The sequence below is a fragment of the Corynebacterium sp. zg-331 genome (genome assembly GCF_014267345.1).
In the GTDB taxonomy this organism is placed as follows: Bacteria; Actinomycetota; Actinomycetes; order Mycobacteriales; family Mycobacteriaceae; genus Corynebacterium.
Genome location: NZ_JACMYD010000001.1, coordinates 203,931 through 221,830, shown reverse-complemented (window position 1 = coordinate 221,830; position 17,900 = coordinate 203,931). Strand labels below are relative to the sequence as shown.

General features: G+C 64.5%; 16 protein-coding genes. 11 read left to right on the top strand and 5 right to left on the bottom strand.

Annotated elements, in window-relative coordinates; translation table 11 throughout:
- Positions 1–34: 34 nt before the first annotated feature.
- Positions 35–376: an iron-sulfur cluster assembly accessory protein gene (locus H7347_RS01130; RefSeq protein ID WP_152820519.1), complete on the bottom strand. Its 342-nt coding sequence runs from the start codon at positions 374–376 to the stop codon at positions 35–37.
- A gap of 183 nt (positions 377–559) precedes the next feature.
- Between H7347_RS01130 and H7347_RS01125 the strand changes: the two genes are divergently transcribed.
- Together H7347_RS01125 and H7347_RS01120 are read left to right on the top strand one after the other, a co-directional pair.
- The gene (locus tag H7347_RS01125; RefSeq protein WP_370513878.1) at positions 560–1,276 is read left to right on the top strand and encodes a DUF3043 domain-containing protein; all 717 of its coding nucleotides are present in this window, start codon (positions 560–562) and stop codon (positions 1,274–1,276) included.
- Between the two features lie 56 nt (positions 1,277–1,332).
- A complete protein-coding gene (locus H7347_RS01120; protein ID WP_152820514.1) occupies positions 1,333–2,226 on the top strand; it encodes a nicotinate-nucleotide--dimethylbenzimidazole phosphoribosyltransferase in 894 nt (297 codons plus the stop codon).
- A gap of 62 nt (positions 2,227–2,288) precedes the next feature.
- On the opposite strand, the gene H7347_RS01115 is transcribed toward H7347_RS01120, so the two are convergent.
- Positions 2,289–3,410 (bottom strand): branched-chain amino acid aminotransferase, encoded by a 1,122-nt coding sequence (locus H7347_RS01115; protein ID WP_152820511.1) that lies wholly within the window; start codon positions 3,408–3,410, stop codon positions 2,289–2,291.
- Between the two features lie 82 nt (positions 3,411–3,492).
- On the opposite strand from H7347_RS01115, the gene H7347_RS01110 reads away from it, so the two are divergent.
- Complete coding sequence (locus H7347_RS01110) at positions 3,493–4,992, top strand: leucyl aminopeptidase (protein ID WP_186337079.1); 1,500 nt, start codon at positions 3,493–3,495, stop codon at positions 4,990–4,992.
- Here the strand turns inward: H7347_RS01110 and H7347_RS01105 are convergent.
- The gene (locus H7347_RS01105) at positions 4,989–5,378 is read right to left on the bottom strand and encodes an oxidoreductase (protein ID WP_186337078.1); all 390 of its coding nucleotides are present in this window, start codon (positions 5,376–5,378) and stop codon (positions 4,989–4,991) included. The genes H7347_RS01110 and H7347_RS01105 overlap by 4 nt on opposite strands.
- A gap of 149 nt (positions 5,379–5,527) precedes the next feature.
- Here H7347_RS01105 and sucB point away from each other — a divergent pair, with 149 nt between their 5' ends.
- The 7 genes from sucB (at position 5,528) to H7347_RS01070 (ending at position 14,536) form a co-directional block, all read left to right on the top strand.
- Positions 5,528–7,207, top strand: coding sequence for a 2-oxoglutarate dehydrogenase, E2 component, dihydrolipoamide succinyltransferase (gene sucB / locus H7347_RS01100; RefSeq protein WP_152820509.1), 1,680 nt, complete (start codon positions 5,528–5,530; stop codon positions 7,205–7,207).
- Positions 7,208–7,348: 141 nt separating this feature from the next.
- Positions 7,349–10,270: an aminomethyl-transferring glycine dehydrogenase gene (gene gcvP, locus H7347_RS01095; protein WP_227658935.1), complete on the top strand. Its 2,922-nt coding sequence runs from the start codon at positions 7,349–7,351 to the stop codon at positions 10,268–10,270.
- Positions 10,263–11,384 carry a glycine cleavage system aminomethyltransferase GcvT gene (gcvT, locus tag H7347_RS01090; protein WP_152820506.1) on the top strand — a complete coding sequence of 374 codons (1,122 nt, stop codon included), beginning with the start codon at positions 10,263–10,265 and terminating at the stop codon, positions 11,382–11,384. Before gcvP ends, gcvT begins: the two co-directional genes overlap by 8 nt.
- Positions 11,385–11,423: 39 nt before the next feature.
- A complete protein-coding gene (gcvH, locus tag H7347_RS01085; RefSeq protein WP_152820504.1) occupies positions 11,424–11,816 on the top strand; it encodes a glycine cleavage system protein GcvH in 393 nt (130 codons plus the stop codon).
- A 27-nt stretch (positions 11,817–11,843) separates the two neighbouring features.
- Positions 11,844–12,599, top strand: coding sequence for a lipoyl(octanoyl) transferase LipB (lipB, locus tag H7347_RS01080; RefSeq protein ID WP_152820503.1), 756 nt, complete (start codon positions 11,844–11,846; stop codon positions 12,597–12,599).
- A 52-nt stretch (positions 12,600–12,651) separates the two neighbouring features.
- Positions 12,652–13,704, top strand: coding sequence for a lipoyl synthase (lipA, locus tag H7347_RS01075; RefSeq protein ID WP_186337077.1), 1,053 nt, complete (start codon positions 12,652–12,654; stop codon positions 13,702–13,704).
- A 46-nt stretch (positions 13,705–13,750) separates the two neighbouring features.
- Complete coding sequence (locus H7347_RS01070) at positions 13,751–14,536, top strand: DUF4191 domain-containing protein (protein ID WP_152820501.1); 786 nt, start codon at positions 13,751–13,753, stop codon at positions 14,534–14,536.
- Between the two features lie 4 nt (positions 14,537–14,540).
- Here H7347_RS01070 and H7347_RS01065 read toward each other — a convergent pair whose 3' ends face one another.
- A complete protein-coding gene (locus tag H7347_RS01065) occupies positions 14,541–15,014 on the bottom strand; it encodes an RDD family protein (RefSeq protein WP_152820500.1) in 474 nt (157 codons plus the stop codon).
- A 129-nt stretch (positions 15,015–15,143) separates the two neighbouring features.
- On the opposite strand from H7347_RS01065, the gene glnA reads away from it, so the two are divergent.
- Complete coding sequence (gene glnA / locus H7347_RS01060) at positions 15,144–16,580, top strand: type I glutamate--ammonia ligase (protein WP_152820498.1); 1,437 nt, start codon at positions 15,144–15,146, stop codon at positions 16,578–16,580.
- A 3-nt stretch (positions 16,581–16,583) separates the two neighbouring features.
- Here glnA and H7347_RS01055 read toward each other — a convergent pair whose 3' ends face one another.
- Positions 16,584–17,876 carry an MFS transporter gene (locus H7347_RS01055; protein WP_152820497.1) on the bottom strand — a complete coding sequence of 431 codons (1,293 nt, stop codon included), beginning with the start codon at positions 17,874–17,876 and terminating at the stop codon, positions 16,584–16,586.
- Between the last annotated feature and the right edge of the window lie 24 nt (positions 17,877–17,900).

The following is a 17,900-nucleotide window of genomic DNA, read 5'->3' as shown; positions in this document are numbered from 1 at the left end:
GCTGCCCCTGACCCACGGGCCACGCGATGGCGGATTAGTGGAAGGAATCCCCGCACGCGCACGACCCCCCAGCATTGGGGTTGTCGATGGTAAAGCCCTGCTGCTCGATGGTGTCGGCGAAATCAATCGTCGCCCCCATCAGATAGGGCACGGACATCTTATCGATCACCAGGCGTACTCCACCAAACTCATCGCTTTTATCCCCGTCCAGGGCGCGATCGTCGAAGTAAAGCTGGTAGCGCAGGCCCGCACAGCCGCCGGGCTGCACGGCAATGCGCAGGGAAAGATCGTCGCGGCCTTCCTGGTCTAAGAGTGCCTTTGCCTTGGCCGCCGCGGCCTCGGACAACGTCACTCCCGTGCTCGTCGGTGCAGTCATCTCGATAAACTCCTTGCTGCGTGAACTATCATGCTGCGTGTTTCCATCACCCTACCCTCGGTGCCGCCGCAGCGTCACACGATTCGGCCGCCCACCAACGGCTCGGATGGCATCGCCAAGTGTAACGCGGATACACGCGGCGCTATTCCCGCCGGATGCTCCTGGGCTTGTACAGTTGGAGCCGTGAAATTACCGTGGCGAAACACCAGCGCTCCCGCCCACCGGGACGATTCCCGGGAAAATGCACCCCTGCCGCAGGAACCGGCGGAAGTTCCGCTGCCCAAGGGGTACACCCCGCCGAAGGGGCGACCCACCCCTCGGCGCAAGGAGGTGGAATTGGAGCGCGGGGTGATCCGCGGTGCCTCGATGGCCCCCACCACTGCGCAACAGCAGCGCCACAAGCGCAAGGAACTCAAGACCTCCATGACTAAGCAGGAGTGGAAAGACTACCGGCGCAAGGAGCGCGAGGAATCTCGGCGCCGCCAGCGCGAGACCCAGGCCGCGATGGATCGCGGCGAAGAGCGATATCTTTTGCCCAGGGACAAGGGTCCGGAGCGCGCCTTTGCCCGCGATTGGGTGGACGCACACCGCTTCCTCAATAACTGGGTCATGCCCTTCGCCTTGGTTCTCTTAGTCTCCATGGTCGTGACCAACGGGCTCCCCCAGGTCGCCGGGGTGGTTTCTCTTGTCTCCATGGCCATCATCCTTCTCTTCGCGGTGGAGGGCGTCATCATCGGTCGGCGCGCTCATCGAGCCCTGCGCGCCGAGTTTCCCAACACCGCCCAGTCCGGTATGGGCTTTGGTTTTTATGCTTACTCCCGCGCCACCCAGCCACGCCGCTGGCGTAGCCCGAAACCACGCGTGGAGGTAGGCACTCCGGTGGGACGACAAGGCCGCTAGGGCCTCCCTCACCTCGATGATTCACCACCAGAAAAACCAATCAGCGGAGGCCTACCGTGGAGTTTTTTAGCACCGTTGCTCCTCCCGCCGGCGAGGCGGAGCTCCTCCCCTGCCCCGTCCCAGTCGAGGCGGCGGGCAGGCTACACGACATCGCCGCTTTCTTCGCCTCCGCCCAGGGGGTCAACGCCGCAGCCCCCTTGCGCCCCCTGAACGCACCTCGGCTCGTCGCCGTAGGCGGCCCCCGTCTTTCCTCAGCTGCCGAGGCCACCGACACCGCCACCCTGCTTCGGCAGTTCCGCGAGGCCACTGCCCCTACCCAGGTCTTCGCAGAGGCCACTGACATTCCCACGGAACTCATAGAATGCCCCCCGCAGGAATCTTTCGACGAGGCCCTATCCCGGGGCGCTCGGGGTGCCGACGCCCAGGCCGATCGCGGCACCGACCTCGTCCTGCCGGCCTCCATCGGTGCGGGGGACGAGGAGGAGGCCCTGGCACTGCTGGGGCTCCTCTGCCAGGAGGATCCCGTGACGATCGTAGGGTTTCACGGCACCGCAGATAGGCAGTGGAGTCAACGCGTCAGCCTAGTGCGCGACCTCATGTTCCAGGGTCGGATCCACCGGGGATCCGCGCACGATCTTCTGTACCACCTCGCCAGCCCTGCAATGATCGCGCTAGTGGGGTTCCTCGCGCAGTGCGCGGTGCGCCGCACCCCAATCCTGCTCGACACCACCGTGACCTGTGTGGCCGCATGCTACGCCGAGGCCCTAGCCCCCGGTGCGAAGCAATGGATGCTCGCGGGTCAGCTCACTCCCCAGGCGGGCCACCTCCTCGCCCTGCGGCGCATCGGTGTGACTCCCCTCTTTGCCCTGAATATGCCTCTAGGCATGGGCACCGGGGCCGCCACGGCCCTCCCCCTCATCCGGGCCGCCACCGCGCTGTACGCGGGTTAAAACGCCTCCCACCAGATCTCAAAGGCGGTGTATCGACGGCGCGCTGTCGCGCCCGGATGCCGTTACTCCCCGGCGGACACCAAGCCGTAGCGCCACCCGTGGGTATCCTGCGCTACCCCGCGCTGAATATCTGTGAGCCGCTGGCGCAGCCTCATCGTTACCGGGCCCGGCTGGTTATCGCCCACAGTGAACTCTCCCTGTGCGGACTTCACCACGCCCACCGGTGTCACCACGGCGGCCGTGCCGCAGGCGAGGGTTTCCGTCATCACCCCCGATTCCGCATCCCGGCGCCATTCTTCCTTGGAGATGCGCCGCTGCTCGGTGGCATAGCCCAGGTCTCGGGCCACATGAAGCAGGCTATCGCGGGTCACGCCCGGCAGCAGGGAGCCGCTGAGCTCCGGGGTCACCAGCGTCACCCCCTCGGGGGATTCCTCGGAGCCGTAGACGAACATCAGATTCATACCCCCCATCTCTTCAATGTACTTCCGCTCCACGGCGTCGAGCCACACCACCTGATCGCAGCCCTTCTCGCTCGCCTGGGCCTGGGCCAGCAGAGAGGCGGCGTAATTACCGGCGAACTTCGCAGCACCCGTCCCGCCCGGGGCGGCGCGCACGTAATCCTCGGAGAGCCACACGCTCACCGGGTTCACGCCGCCTTGGAAGTATGCCCCCGAGGGCGAGGCCATGAGCAGGAAAGTATAGGAAGCGGAAGGATGCACACCCAACGTGGCCTCCGTGGCGAACATCAGGGGGCGCAGGTACAGGGCGGCCTCCCCGCCGGCCGCGGGCACCCAGTCCCGATCGACCTCCACAAGCACCCGCAGCGCCTCTAAGAAGTCCGACACCGGCAGCTCCGGCATGGCCATGCGGCGTGCGGAATCCTGCATGCGCTGGGCATTGCGCTCGGGGCGGAAGGTGGCAATGGAACCATCCGGCATCCGGTAGGCCTTGATCCCCTCGAAGATGGCCTGACCGTAGTGCAGCACCGAGGACGCCGGCGAGAGCTCAATGCTGCCGAAGGGCAGCACCCTGGCATCGTACCACCCCCGTTCCCGATCCCAATCGATGCGCACCATGTGGTCGGTAAATTGCTGGCCAAAAGCGGGATTAGCCAGGATATTCGAGCGATCAGCCGCAGGCAGTGGACGAGGGTTGCGGTGAACCTCAAAGGCAAGAGAAGTCATGCTCCTCACCATACATGCCCCACCCCGAGCGATAGGCTTAATCGGGTTCGCACGATCGCACTACCCCGACACAGGAGGTTCTATGCTCAACGGACTGCCTATTCGCGGCTCCTTCGCGTCCCCCACCCTGAGTAAAACCACCCCCAAGCACGCCCACGTGGCTCTCATTCCGGCCTTCACCACAGAGGAAGGCCCAGAGTTTGCGCTCACCGATCTACTCGGCACCAAGGCCGCCCGCGGCATGCTCACCGCAGCGACGGCCGTGGGATTTCATGGCAAGCCCGGCGAGATCGCCGTGGTCCCCGCCCCGGCCACGATCGCGGCTCCGGCCGTCGCCCTGCTGGGTCTCGGCGCGGCCGACGAATGCGATACCGAAGTGGTTCGCCGGGCCATGGGCAACGCCGCACGCCACCTGCGGGAGCACGGCAAGGTAGTGACCTGTCTGGGATCGCTTGGCGAGGATCTCCTCGGCGCGGCGGTCGAGGGCTACGTACTGGGTTCCTATTCCTATCCCGGCAGGCGCACCGACCCGAGAGCCAAACCCGGCACGATCACCTTCATGGGCGGCGGAAAGCAGGCCAAAGCAGCATTCCACCGTGCTACCATCGCCGCCGAGGCCGTGATCTTAGCGCGCGACCTCACCAATACCTCGGCCCGGGATCTCTACCCCGCCTCCTATGCCGACACCCTCGTCGATCTCGCCGCCAAGTATGGGATCACGGCCGAGGTTTATGCCGAGGATCGCCTCCGTTCAGAGGGATTCGGTGGAATCCTGGCGGTAGGTGCCGGCTCCCAGCGTTCTCCCCGCCTGGTGCGGCTGCATTGGGCTCCGGCCCAGGCCCGGGTGCACGCGGCCCTGGTAGGCAAGGGCATCACCTTCGATACCGGCGGTATCTCTCTCAAGCCACCCGCCACCATGGAGACCATGATCTCCGATATGGGAGGCTCCGCCGCCGTCGCCGCTAGCGTATTCGCCGCGGCGCGCCTCGAGCTGCCCGTGGAAATCACCGCGTGGCTACCACTCGCAGAGAACATGCCCTCGGGCTCGGCCACCCGTCCCGGTGACGTCATCACCCACTACGGTGGCCTGAGCTCGGAGATCATCAACACCGATGCGGAGGGGCGCCTCGTGCTTGCCGACGCTCTCGCTCGCGCCAGCGAGGATAAGCCCGACGTCCTCATGGAGGCCGCTACCCTCACCGGAGGACAGCTCGTGGCCCTAGGGACTCGCACCGCTGGCGTGATGGGTTCGGCAAAGCTCCGGGATCTGGTAGCGCGGACGGGCCGCGAGGTAGGCGAACCCTCCTGGGCCATGCCTCTGCTCGAAGAACACGACGAGGAGTTGTCCTCACCCGTCGCGGACGTGCGTAACAGCCACAATTCCCGCCACGGCCAGATGCTCTTCGCTGGAACATATCTTTCCCGATTCATCAGCGAGGGCATCGAATGGGCGCACCTCGACGTCGCCGGTCCCGCGTGGAACGAGGGCGCGGCCTACGGCTATACCCCGCCGCGCGCCACCGGGGCGCCGGTGCGCACCCTCCTGCGCACCCTGGAGCACCTCGCCCAGCACCAGCGCTAGTCGTATCCGCCGCGCTCCCAGTGGGCGCGGCGTCGCTGCTGCTCCGCGCGCTTGCGCAGGATCCTGTCTCGTTCTATCCGGTCCCGCATGCGCTGCGGATAGCCGGTTTCTTCCACGTCATAGACGGGGCAATCGAGGAGCTTGGCCAGGGCATCGATCCCCTTGGGGCCGCCGATGCGCCGGCGGATAAAATCTCCCGTCTCATCCACGATCACGGCGGACATCTCGTTGACAAAGGTTTCCGGCTCCACGAAGGCCTCAATGAACGCTCGCCCCTGCGCCCACTCGCACAGCTCGGCAGCGTCATCGGGGCGGATCGTCGCGCCCGGGGCCCGGGGCGGGCGCGGGCCCCGTCGATCCTTGCGGCGACCAAAAAGTTTAAACACGGCCTATCATTGTAGGGATACGCACCGCTATCCCGCGATACCGTGCCCACCGCACCAGTAGGGGCACCTCCGGTGCACGCCTCCGGCTGCGGACAGGTACGGTTAATGTATTAGATCCACCTACACGACTATCGAGGAGTCTGACACACATGGCGTTCTCAGTAGAGATGCCCGAACTGGGCGAGTCCGTCACCGAGGGAACCATCACCCAGTGGCTCAAGTCCGTCGGCGACACCGTCGAAGCCGACGAGCCTTTGCTGGAGGTCTCCACCGACAAGGTGGACACCGAGGTCCCCTCCCCGGCCTCCGGCGTTCTCCTCGAGATCAAGGCCGAGGAGGATGACACCGTCGATGTCGGTTCCGTCATCGCCGTGATTGGTGATGCCGACGAGGCCTCAGCCGACGCCCCGGCCGAGTCAGCCCCGCCCCAGGATGCTCCCCAGGAATCCCGCGAGGAACCCACCGCAACGCAGCAGACCGCCAGCGAAGCTACCGACGTGGCGATGCCCGAACTGGGAGAGTCCGTCACCGAGGGAACCATCACCCAGTGGCTCAAGTCCGTCGGCGACACCGTCGAAGCCGACGAGCCTTTGCTGGAGGTCTCCACCGACAAGGTGGACACCGAGGTTCCCTCCCCCGTGGCCGGAACGCTGTTGGAGATCCTCGCCGAGGAGGATGACACCGTGGACGTGGGTGCCACCATCGCTCGCATCGGCGATAAGGACGCCGCCCCGGCCGAACCCAAGAAGGACGATCCTCAACCCACCGAGCAGGTCTCCTCCGCGAAGCCCACGCCGGAGGAGACCTCGGCTCCCGAGGCGCAGCCGGAAGAAAAGAAGGAAAAGGACGAGGACACCACGTCCTCCACTACCTCCGGCGCATTCCCCTACGTCACCCCGCTGGTGCGCAAGCTGGCGGAGAAGCACTCCGTGGATCTCAGTACCGTTACCGGCACCGGCGTGGGCGGGCGCGTCCGTAAGCAGGATGTGCTCGCGGCCGCCGAGGGCGGATCTACCCCCGAATCTGACGCCCAAAGCCCAGAGAAGTCTCCCGCCCCCAAGGCTCCGGGGACCGCTTCCATGAAGTCCGTGGACCCGCAAAAGGCCAAGTTGCGCGGCACCGTGCAGAAGGCCAACCGCATCCGCCAGATCACCGCCACTAAGACGGTGGAGGCACTGCAGACCTCCGCGCAGCTCACCCAGGTGCAGGAGGTGGACATGACCAAGGTCGCGCAGCTACGCAAGACCCATAAGCCCGCCTTCGCGGAAAAGCACGGCGCCAACCTCACCTATCTGCCGTTCTTCGCCAAGGCCGTGGTGGAAGCCTTGGTCTCCCACCCGAACGTCAACGCCTCCTATAACGCCGAGACCAAGGAGATCACGTATCACGAGAGCGTGAACCTTTCCATCGCTGTGGATACCCCAGCTGGCCTGCTCACGCCGGTAATCCATAACGCGCAGGATAAGACGCTGCCGGAGCTGGCCCAGGCCATCGCCGAACTGGCGGATCGCGCCCGCAACAACAAGCTCAAGCCGAACGACCTGGTGGGTGGTACGTTCACCATCACCAACATCGGTTCCGAGGGTGCACTGACCGATACCCCGATCCTCGTGCCGCCGCAGGCCGGTATCCTGGGCACCGGCGTGATCACTAAGCGCCCCGTGGTAGTCACCCGCGATGGTCTGGACGCGATCGCCATCCGTCAGATGGTATTCCTGCCACTGACCTACGATCACCAGTTGGTCGACGGTGCCGACGCCGGGCGTTTCCTGACCACCATCAAGGATCGACTGGAGACCGCCGACTTCGAGAGCGACCTGCTGCTCTAGCCCCTCTCCTGCGTTCTTTCTCGCGCATCGATTCGAGGCCCTAGCCCCATTCGGGGCTAGGGCCTCGTTGTTATGCACCTCGCAGCGTTTATAATGCGGCTAGATATCTCACTCAAACCGCGGTTAAAGGAGACACCTCACTTGACTCATCTCGCCCCCGTGACCGATCCCTCGTCCTACCCAGCGCGACACCTCGGACCGGATCACGCCGAGTCCAGCGCGATGCTCGCCACCCTTGGTTTTTCCTCCATGGAGGAGCTGCTCGATTCCGCCCTGCCACACACCATCTGCGTCTCCTCGACGCCCCGCCTTCCCCAGCCCTTGACCGAGCATCAAGCTCAGGCCAGGCTTCGGGAACTCGCCGCCAAGAACGTGGTGCTTACCTCCCTGTACGGCCAGGGGTACTACGACACCCTCACCCCGCCCGTCATCCGCCGCGGGGTACTTGAGGATCCGGGCTGGTACACCGCCTACACCCCCTACCAGCCGGAAATCTCCCAAGGTCGCCTTGAAGCCCTCCTGAATTTCCAAACGCTCATCTCCGAACTCACCGGCCTCCCCATCGCCGGCGCGTCCTTACTTGACGAAGCCAGCGCCGTGGCAGAAGCCGTGGGACTGATGTCGCGCGCCAAGAAAAAGGGGCGGCGGGTGCTTTTAGATTCCCGCCTGCATCCCCAGGTCCTCGCCGTGGCCGCCGAGCGCGCCCGTACCATCGAGTTAGAGGTAGAGGTAGAAAATCTACGTGGGCCGATCGTGGGCGAAGATTACGTGGGAGCGGTCATCGCCTACCCAGGAACCGAAGGGGACATCGTCGATCCACGCCCCCTCATCGAGGACATGCACACCCGCGGAGGCCTCGTGGCCGTTGCCTGCGATCTCATGGCCCTCCAGGTGCTGGAGTCCCCGGGAGTCCTCGGGGCAGACATCGCGGTGGGATCCTCTCAGCGCTTCGGCGTGCCGCTCTTCTTCGGCGGGCCCCACGCCGCCTTCATCTCAGTCACGGACAAGCTCAAGCGCCAGCTTCCCGGCCGCGTGGTGGGGGTCTCCAAGGATGCCTCGGGAGCGCCAGCCTATCGCCTGGCCCTGCAGACCCGCGAGCAGCACATCCGCAGAGAAAAGGCCACCTCGAATATCTGCACAGCCCAGGCCCTGCTGGCAGTCGTGGCCTCCATGTACGCCATCTATCACGGCCCAGCGGGCCTACGGCGCATCGCTGAGGGAATTCATCGTCGCGCCGCCCTCCTAGCACGGGCGGTGGCACACGCACCGGAACTCGATCTGGTCCACGACACATTCTTTGATACCCTCACCATCCGAACTTCTCGGCCCGCCACGAGCATCACCGACGAGCTCGCCGAGGCTGGTTACCTGGTACGCCCCCTGGGGCAAGACGCGATCTCGATCGCCTTCGGCGAATCCACCACGGACGAGGACGTCCTGGTCATCGCCCGGGTACTGGGAACGAGCGTAGATCTCTCCCCCAAGGCTGACGATACCCACCTCAACGGGCTTCCGGAATCCCTGATACGCCGCTCCGAGACGCTGACCCACCCGATCTTTTCTCGCGTGCACTCCGAGACGCACATGATGCGCTACCTGCGCGAACTCTCAGATAAAGATCTGGCCCTCGATCGCACCATGATCCCCCTGGGCTCGTGCACCATGAAGCTCAACCCCACCGCGGGCATGGAACCAATCAGCTGGCCCGAGTTTGCCAATATTCACCCCTATGCCCCGGAGGAACACACGCGGGGCTGGCGCGAGCTCATCGAGGAAATCGAGAACTGGCTCGCCGCGATCACGGGCTACGCACAGGTCTCCGTGCAGCCCAACGCGGGCTCCCAGGGAGAGCTCGCCGGGCTACTGGCCATTCGCCGCTACCACGTGTCCCGCGGCGATCACGGCCGGGACATCTGCCTCATTCCGCAATCCGCACACGGTACCAATGCCGCCTCCGCGGCTCTTGCTCACCTGCGCGTGGTCGTGGTGGCCACCGCCGAGGACGGATCCATCGACGTAGCCGACCTAGACGCAAAGCTGACGCAACACGCGGAGCACGTGGCCGCCATAATGATTACCTACCCCTCCACCCACGGAGTTTTCGAGCCACAGGTACGCGAGGTGTGCGAGAAGGTACACGCGGTGGGCGGCCAGGTCTACATCGACGGCGCGAATATGAACGCCCTGGCGGGGCTAGCCCAACCCGGGGAATTCGGCGGGGACGTCAGCCACCTTAACCTGCACAAGACCTTCACCATTCCCCACGGCGGCGGCGGACCCGGCGTGGGCCCGGTGGCGGTGCGCGAACACCTGATTCCGTTCCTTCCCACCGATCCCACCACCGCAGATCCACGACACCCCGCACCCGAGAACGGCGGCGTGCCCGTCGCGGCCACACGATATGGTTCGGCCGGCGTTCTACCGATCTCCTGGGCCTACCTCGCCATGATGGGCAGCGTGGGTCTACAGCAGACCACGGCACACGCCATCCTGGGGGCAAACTACGTGGCCGCCCGCCTGCGCGAGGACTTCCCCATCCTCTACACCGGGGCCACCGGACTCGTCGCCCACGAGTGCATCGTGGATTTGCGTGCGCTCACCGATGCCTCGGGGGTCACCGCGGCGGACGTCTGCAAGCGCCTCGTCGATTACGGATTCCACGCACCCACCCTGGCCTTCCCTGTAGCAGGAACGCTAATGGTGGAACCCACGGAATCGGAAAGCAAGGAGGAGCTGGATCGCTTCGTCGACGCCCTGCGCTCCATCCGCCGCGAGATCCAGGCGATCATCGATGGCTCAGTGACCTACCGAGATTCGGTGCTTTATCACGCCCCCTTCACGGCCGCCAGCGTCGCCAGCTCCGAGTGGCCGTATGCCTTTAGCCGAGAAGAGGCCGCTTGGCCGGTGGACTCTCTCTACCGGAACAAGTATTTCCCGCCGGTGCGCCGCATCGACGAGGCCTACGGGGATCGCAACCTCGTGTGTTCTTGCCCCGCCCCGGAAGCCTTCGATATCTCCCCCGATAATCCCACCACAGCCGACAACGGAGGAACCGATGTCTAATTCCGAATCCCTGCGCCGCTCCCCACTGCACGCCGAGCACGAGGTCCTAGGAGCTTCTTTTACCCCCTTTGGGCAGTGGTCGATGCCCCTGAAGTACGGCAAGGAGCTCGATGAACACCGCGCCGTGCGCACGAGTGCCGGCCTTTTCGATCTCTCCCACATGGGCGAGGTACGTGTTACCGGCCCGCAGGCCGCGGAGTTCCTTGACTACGCCCTAGTCTCCCAGCTCTCCGCGCTCGCCGTGGGACGTGCCAAGTATTCCATGATCGTACGCCCCGACGGGGGCATCCTCGATGACCTCATCACCTATCGGCTAGGCGACGACGAGTTCCTGGTGGTGCCCAACGCCTCTAATACTGACACGGTGGTGGCCGCGCTGCACGAGCGCGCCGAGGACTTTGACGTCACACTGGCCGACGAATCCACGCAGACCGCGCTGATCGCCGTCCAGGGCCCCCAGGCCGAGGAGATCGTCCGCACTCTCCTTGCGCAGCAGGATCACGAGACCCTGCACGCGCTGAAGTACTACGCGGCCTTCTCCACCGAGGTCGCCGGGATCCCCAACGTACTTGTGGCCCGCACCGGTTACACCGGCGAGGACGGTTTCGAGCTCTTTACCCCCAACGCCACCGCCTCCACGCTTTGGGCCGCCGCGGTGGAGGCCGGACGACCCCATGATCTTCGCCCCGCAGGCCTGGCCGCGCGCGATTCCCTCCGACTCGAGGCCGCCATGCCGCTCTACGGCAACGAACTCTCCGTGAACATCACCCCGATCGACGCCGGGCTGGGGGTGCTCATCTCTAAGAAAAAATCGGGAGATTTCGTAGGCCGGGAGGCGTTGAGCACCGTGGAACAACCAGTCCGAATCCTCGTGGGCCTGGCTTCCGAGGGTAAGCGGGCCGCCAGGGCGGGGGCCGCCGTACTCTCCCCGGAGGGCTCCGAGATCGGCGTGGTGACCTCCGGGCAGCCCTCCCCGACTCTCGGGCATCCCATCGCGCTGGCCTACGTGGATCGCACACTGGCCACCCCCGGCGCGGAGCTCACCGTGGATATTCGAGGCAAGCACTACCCCTTCCACGTCGTGGAGACGCCGTTTTACCGGCGTTCCCGATAAACTCACTCCCAATCTCTCACTGCACGAAAGGAGCCCCTCATGACTACCCTTCCCGATTCCTTCTCCTACTCCGACGAGCACGAGTGGATCAACTCCACCGCCGATAAGGCGGTGGGCGCGACCGTACGGGTAGGGATCACCTCCGTGGCCACAGAACGCCTCGGCGAGGTGGTCTTTGCCGAGCTACCCGAGGTCGGCGACACCGTGACCGCTGGCGAGCCCTGCGGCGAGGTGGAATCCACCAAGTCCGTCTCCGATCTCTACGCCCCTGTCAGCGGCACCGTCACCGCCATCAACGAGGAGATCGAAGATAACTACGAGATCCTCAACGAGGATCCCTTCGGCGCCGGCTGGCTCTATGAGGTAGAGGTCACCGAGGTGGGAGAGCTTCTCACCGCGGCGGACTACGCTGCCGCCAACGGCGTGGAGTAGCCAACAGGGGGCTATGATGGAGCCACTATGACTGCCCCCCGAGTCCCCTTTTTCCCCGCCCACCGTTCCATTCGCGCTGCCGATACTCCCCTAGACATCCGCTGCCTCGGCGTGGTGGATTACCAAGAAGCCTGGGATCTCCAAGCCGACCTCGCCGCGCGGCGCTATCGAGGGGAGGTGGGCGATACCGTCCTCGTGCTGGAACACCCCAACGTATACACGGCCGGCAAGCGCACCCAGCCGGAGGATCGGCCCACCAACGGCCTGCCCGTGATCGACGTAGACCGGGGCGGCCGCATCACCTGGCACGGCCGTGGCCAGCTGGTGATCTATCCCATCATTGCCCTGGCGGATCCGGTGGACGTGGTGGACTACGTGCGCCGGCTGGAGGAGGCCATCATCCAGGCGGTGCGCCGCGCGGGCCTCACCGATGCGGGGCGCATCGACGGCCGCTCCGGCGTGTGGGTTCCCGCCTCCGGGGTGCAGCCGGATCGCAAGGTCGCTGCCATCGGCATCCGCATTACCCACGGGGTGACCATGCACGGCATTTCCCTCAATTGCTCCAATACCCTGGATTATTATCAACACATCGTTGCCTGCGGCATCACCGACGCCGGGGTGACCACGATGTCCCGGGAGTTACACCGCGAGGTCAGCACCGAAGAGATGGCCGATTCCCTGGTGGATTCCCTCTCCGAGGCGCTGGCGGGCCGGCTCACCGTCGCCGATCATTCCTTTGGTTCCGCACCCGATCCCACCAAGGGATTACCCAACAGGCGCTGACGTCGATCTTTATTTTTACCCCACAGCGAGCAACACCGGTAAGGTGACGCTTGTGACTATCGCACCTGAAGGCCGTAAGTTACTGCGCATTGAAAAGCGCAATGCACAGACTCCCATCGAGCACAAACCGCGCTGGATCCGGAACCAGGTGAAAAATGGCCCGGAATACCAGGACATGAAAAAACGTGTCTCCGGTGCCTCCCTCCACACCGTGTGTCAGGAGGCCGGATGCCCCAATATCCACGAGTGTTGGGAATCCCGCGAGGCCACCTTCCTCATCGGCGGCGCCAATTGTTCGCGCCGATGCGACTTCTGCCAGATCAATTCCGCGCGCCCCGAGCCCCTGGACGTGGACGAGCCACGCCGAGTGGCGGAATCCGTCAGCGAGATGGGCCTGCACTATTCCACCATCACCGGCGTAACCCGCGACGACCTCGACGACGAGGGGGCCTGGCTCTACGCCGAGGTGGTGCGTCAGATCCACCGGCTCAACCCGCACACCGGCGTGGAAAATCTGGTACCGGACTTCTCCGGGAAGCCCGATCTGCTTCAGGAAGTCTTTGAGTCCCGCCCCGAAGTCTTTGCACACAACGTGGAGACAGTGCCGCGTATTTTCCGGCGCATCCGCCCCGCCTTCCGCTACGACCGTTCCCTAGACGTGATCCGCCAGGCACGCGATTTTGGCCTGATCACCAAATCCAACCTCATCCTGGGTATGGGCGAAACCCAGGACGAGGTCATGGAGGCCCTGGCGGATCTGCACGAGGCGGGCTGCGACATCATCACCATCACCCAGTACCTGCGTCCTGGCCCCATGTACCACCCCATCGACCGCTGGGTGAAGCCCGAGGAATTCGTGGAATACGCCACCGCGGCCGAGGAAATGGGCTTTGGCGCCGTCATGTCCGGGCCTTTGGTGCGCTCCTCCTACCGCGCCGGGCGCCTGTACGCCCAGGCGATGGCGGCGCGTGGCATGGAGCTACCGGAGAATCTCGCCCACCTGGCGCAGACTTCCCAGGGTTCCACCGCCCAGGAGGCCTCAACCTTGCTGGCCAAGTACGGCCCGTCCCAGGAAACCCCGGTGGTATCGGCCCTGGCACGCTAAGCGAGCGCTTATCCCTTCGAATCGGCTATCCCCTATCATGAGGGGCATGGCTGATCCGAAGAAGCAGGCTGCGAAAGCGGCCAAGAAGGAAGAACGCGCGGCCAAGCGCGCCAAGCGGAAGCAGAATTACTCGCAGATCTGGCAGGCGTTTAACCTCCAGCGCAAGCAGGACAAGGCCCTCATTCCCCTCATGCTCGCCGCCGTGGTGGGCCTGTCCCTGGTGTTCTTCCTCATCGGCATGCTCTTTGGCGGCCAATGGTTCATGCTGCCCTTCGGCCTGCTGCTGGGCGTCGTGGCGGCCATGTGGATCTTTTCTCGACGCATCGAATCATCGATGTACGAGCAGGCCGGGGATACCCCCGGGGCTGCGGGATGGGCCTTGGAGAACATGCGCAACACCGTGGGCGTGGTGTGGTTCACCAAAACCGCCGTGGGCGCCACGACGCAGATGGATGCCGTGCACCGCGTGGTGGGGGTGCCCGGCATCGTGCTTGTGGGAGAAGGGGCCCGGCATCGCGTGCGGCCCATCATGGAGCAGCAGAAGAAGCGCCTCAGTCGATTGGTCGCCGGGGTGCCGATCTACGAGATCTATGCCGGTGACGGCGAGGGTGAGGTTCCCCTCAGGCGCCTGCAGAGGGAGCTGTTGAAACTGCCACGCAACTACAAGAAGAATGACGTCTACCCCATCAACGCCAAGATCGAAGCCATGGACAACTCCGTGGCAAATACCCCGGCGGGGATGCCCAAGGGGCCACTGCCCAAGGGGGCGAAGGTCTCTGGGCTCAATCGTCGAGCCCGGCGCTCCGCGGAGCGCTCCCACAAGGGTCAGTAGGGTTCTAGGCCCTGATGACAGCCGTTCCGGTGGCCCGGTCGTGCATGCCGCGGCCATCGGAATCCACCAGGGCCGCGGGAAAGATCAGGCAGGTCAGCAGGGTGCGCACCACGGCGCGCCACAGACCCACGCGCGCGGTAGCATCGATACGCGCAATTCCCATCCCAAGGATCGCCTGGCCCGGGGTGCGGGCAAAGAGCCAACCGGTCAGGATGCCTATCAGAGCAAAGAACAGGTACGTCATGGTCCCCACCCCTCCCAGGGCATGGGTGAACAAGTGAACAAACCCGGCGATGGTCCAGGCGATAACCCAATCAATGAACACCCCTCCGGCGCGGCGAGCCACCGTGCCTAGCGACCCGGGGCCGCTGCGGGGAAGCCCCAGGTTAGCTCCGGGATAGGCGCCTGGTCCCCCGGGGCCGTCGAACTGCGAAGGGATCTGGGGACCATCAAGCCAGCTTCTCTTGGGATTGTCCATACGCTCAATCTATCGCACGAAACGCGGTACACTACAAGGTGTTTGGTGGCATGAGTTTTTGGTAGCACTATAGTTATAGCGCTACACTGGCATGCCATACCCTAGCCGCGAGGATCCCAGGAGCAAACCATGGCTTTCACCTCCCACGAGGAACTACTCACCTACATCAAGGACGAGGGGGTGGAGTTCATCGACGTGCGCTTTACTGACGTCCCCGGAACCGAACAACACTTCTCCATTCCCGCCAGCGCCCTCGACGAGGATGCCCTCGACGAGGGCCTGGCCTTCGACGGCTCCTCAATCCGCGGCTTCACCACCATCGACGAATCGGACATGAATCTCCTGCCCGATCTCGCCACCGCCCAGATCGATCCCTTCCGCAGCACCAAGACGCTCAACATGAAGTTTTTCGTGCACGACCCCTTCACCCGCGAACCATTCTCCCGCGATCCCCGCAACGTGGCCCGCAAGGCGGAAGAATACCTTGCCTCCACCGGCATCGCGGATACCTGTAGCTTTGGCCTGGAGGCCGAATTTTACGTCTTCGACTCCGTTCGCTACAGCGCCGAAACCAATCAGGCTTTCTACGAGCTGGACTCGAACGAAGGATGGTGGAATCGCGGCGAACCGGACAACTTCGATGGCTCCCCCAACACCGGCTACAAGAACCGGCTCAAGGGCGGCTACTTCCCGGTGGCGCCCTACGACCAGACAGTGGAACTGCGCGACCGCATGGTGCGCACCCTGACGGAATCCGGCTTCGAGATCGAACGCTTCCACCACGAGGTCGGCACCGGCGGCCAGCAAGAAATCAACTACAAGTTCAACACGCTGCTTCACGCCGCCGACGATCTGCAGACCTTTAAGTACATCATTAAAAACACCGCCGCCTTGGAGGGCAAGAGCGTCACGTTCATGCCCAAGCCTCTGGCCGGGGACAACGGCTCCGGCATGCATGCCCACCAGTCGTTGTGGAAGGAGGGCAAGCCCCTCTTCCACGACGAATCCGGCTATGCCGGGCTCTCCGACATTGCCCGCTACTACATCGGTGGCATCCTACACCACGCGGGCGCCGTGCTGGCCTTCACCAACCCCACCCTGAACTCCTACCACCGTCTGGTGCCCGGCTTCGAAGCCCCGATCAATCTCGTCTACTCCCAGCGCAACCGCTCGGCGGCCGTGCGCATCCCCATCACCGGGTCGAACCCCAAGGCCAAGCGCATCGAGTTCCGCGCCCCGGATCCCAGCGGCAACCCCTATCTCGGCCTGGCCGCCATGATGCTCGCCGGCCTCGACGGCATCAAGAATCGCATCGAGCCGCACGCGCCGGTGGACAAGGATCTCTACGAGCTGCCCCCGGAGGAAGCCGCCTCCATCCCGCAGGCCCCCACCTCGTTGGAGGCCTCCCTGCGAGCCCTGGAGGCAGACAACGAATTCCTTACCGAGGGCGACGTGTTCACCGAAGATCTCATCGAGACCTACATCCAGTACAAGCACGACAACGAGATCACCCCGGCTCGGCTGCGCCCCACCCCGCTGGAATTTGAAATGTACTATGACTGCTAAATTTTAGCGCCTATGCCCCACCTGAGGGTGGGGTTTTGCGCTGTGCAGGGTGCCATGCGCACATCCGTGCCCGGCGCTCACCGAGCTCACCTCTCTTACTCGGCGAGGGCGAGCAAAGGCGCACGACGCTGACCGCGCCACGCCCACAGGCCCAGCGCGGTGCCGCAACACACCACAACCAGGATCGTGCCCGCCACTGCATTCCATCCGTGATCGAGATAGACGCCCACTGGAGCCACCGCACCCACCGCACCGCCCGCATAGTATCCGGAGAGGTAGAAGCCCACCGCTGCCGAACGCGACTGCGGAGCCAGCCTTCCTGCCCATCGCCGTCGCCGCGGACTGCCCCGCGAACATACCTGCGCAGGAGACGGTCAAGCCCATCAGCATCGTGGGTACCGTGGGAATCATACTCACCACCATTCCCAGCGCACTCAAGCTTTGCGATAACACAAAGATCCTCGTCTGTCCCCAGCGGTGCATGAGCCGTGCGCTCAGCGGCGTGCTGAGCATGGGCACAAGAAAGACCACGAAGATCATGCCCACGGCCCCCGTGGAAAGAAAAAAGGGTGGACCCGCCAGCGTCAGGACAGCGAAGGTAAAGGAAGCTACCTGCTGGAACAGCAGCGTTGCCCCGAGCACGACCGTGGCGATAAGCCGAAGGTGAGTATGAAGGCGTCCTCCTCGGGTTTCCGCCTTGACTCGTGATCGCGACACGAACGATCTCTCCGCCGGCAGACAGGACCTCACCACTGCCCACGTGGCGAGGAGAATCGCGGCGTTGCCGAGAAAGGACAGCCTCCACTGTCCGCTGTATTCCACGATCACCGCGGCAGACATGCGGCCGAAGAAACCTCCCAGTGCCGTGCCGGCCACGTAGAGCGCGTTGAGGCGGGAGGCCACGGCAGGCTCGTATTCCTCTCCCACGTAGGCCACCACCACCGCAAAGATAAACGGACAGCACATGCCCTGAGCCACCCGCAAAACCAGGAGCGCAGGCAGGTTCCAAGCAAACAGCCCACCGAGGCTGAGCAGGGTCATAGCCATCAGGGCCGCCAGGATAATCCTGAGTCTCCCATGACGGTCCGAGATCATCCCCGCCCACGGTGCCACGAGCGCCACGCCCACCGTGGTAGCACTCACCGTCCATGCGGCGCCACGGACATCCGTGCCCGCCCACCGGGCCACATCGGCCAAAATAGGCTGGGTGGAATACATATTGAGTAGGGCGCTCATACCCAGCATCACGAGCGCTACGCGGACAGGCGCCCCCGCGGTGTTCCTTGTCTCACTCATCAGCCCTTCCTCATGAGAGGCCAC

What these genes read in the sequence shown, in the direction of transcription:
- H7347_RS01130 (WP_152820519.1), bottom strand. Translation starts at nt 376, where the DNA reads ATGACTGCACCGACGAGCACGGGAGTGACGTTGTCCGAGGCCGCGGCG.
- H7347_RS01115 (WP_152820511.1), bottom strand. Translation starts at nt 3,410, where the DNA reads ATGACTTCTCTTGCCTTTGAGGTTCACCGCAACCCTCGTCCACTGCCT.
- H7347_RS01110 (WP_186337079.1), top strand. Translation starts at nt 3,493, where the DNA reads ATGCTCAACGGACTGCCTATTCGCGGCTCCTTCGCGTCCCCCACCCTG.
- sucB (WP_152820509.1), top strand. Translation starts at nt 5,528, where the DNA reads ATGGCGTTCTCAGTAGAGATGCCCGAACTGGGCGAGTCCGTCACCGAG.
- gcvT (WP_152820506.1), top strand. Translation starts at nt 10,263, where the DNA reads ATGTCTAATTCCGAATCCCTGCGCCGCTCCCCACTGCACGCCGAGCAC.
- gcvH (WP_152820504.1), top strand. Translation starts at nt 11,424, where the DNA reads ATGACTACCCTTCCCGATTCCTTCTCCTACTCCGACGAGCACGAGTGG.
- lipB (WP_152820503.1), top strand. Translation starts at nt 11,844, where the DNA reads ATGACTGCCCCCCGAGTCCCCTTTTTCCCCGCCCACCGTTCCATTCGC.
- H7347_RS01070 (WP_152820501.1), top strand. Translation starts at nt 13,751, where the DNA reads ATGGCTGATCCGAAGAAGCAGGCTGCGAAAGCGGCCAAGAAGGAAGAA.
- H7347_RS01065 (WP_152820500.1), bottom strand. Translation starts at nt 15,014, where the DNA reads ATGGACAATCCCAAGAGAAGCTGGCTTGATGGTCCCCAGATCCCTTCG.
- glnA (WP_152820498.1), top strand. Translation starts at nt 15,144, where the DNA reads ATGGCTTTCACCTCCCACGAGGAACTACTCACCTACATCAAGGACGAG.
- H7347_RS01055 (WP_152820497.1), bottom strand. Translation starts at nt 17,876, where the DNA reads ATGAGTGAGACAAGGAACACCGCGGGGGCGCCTGTCCGCGTAGCGCTC.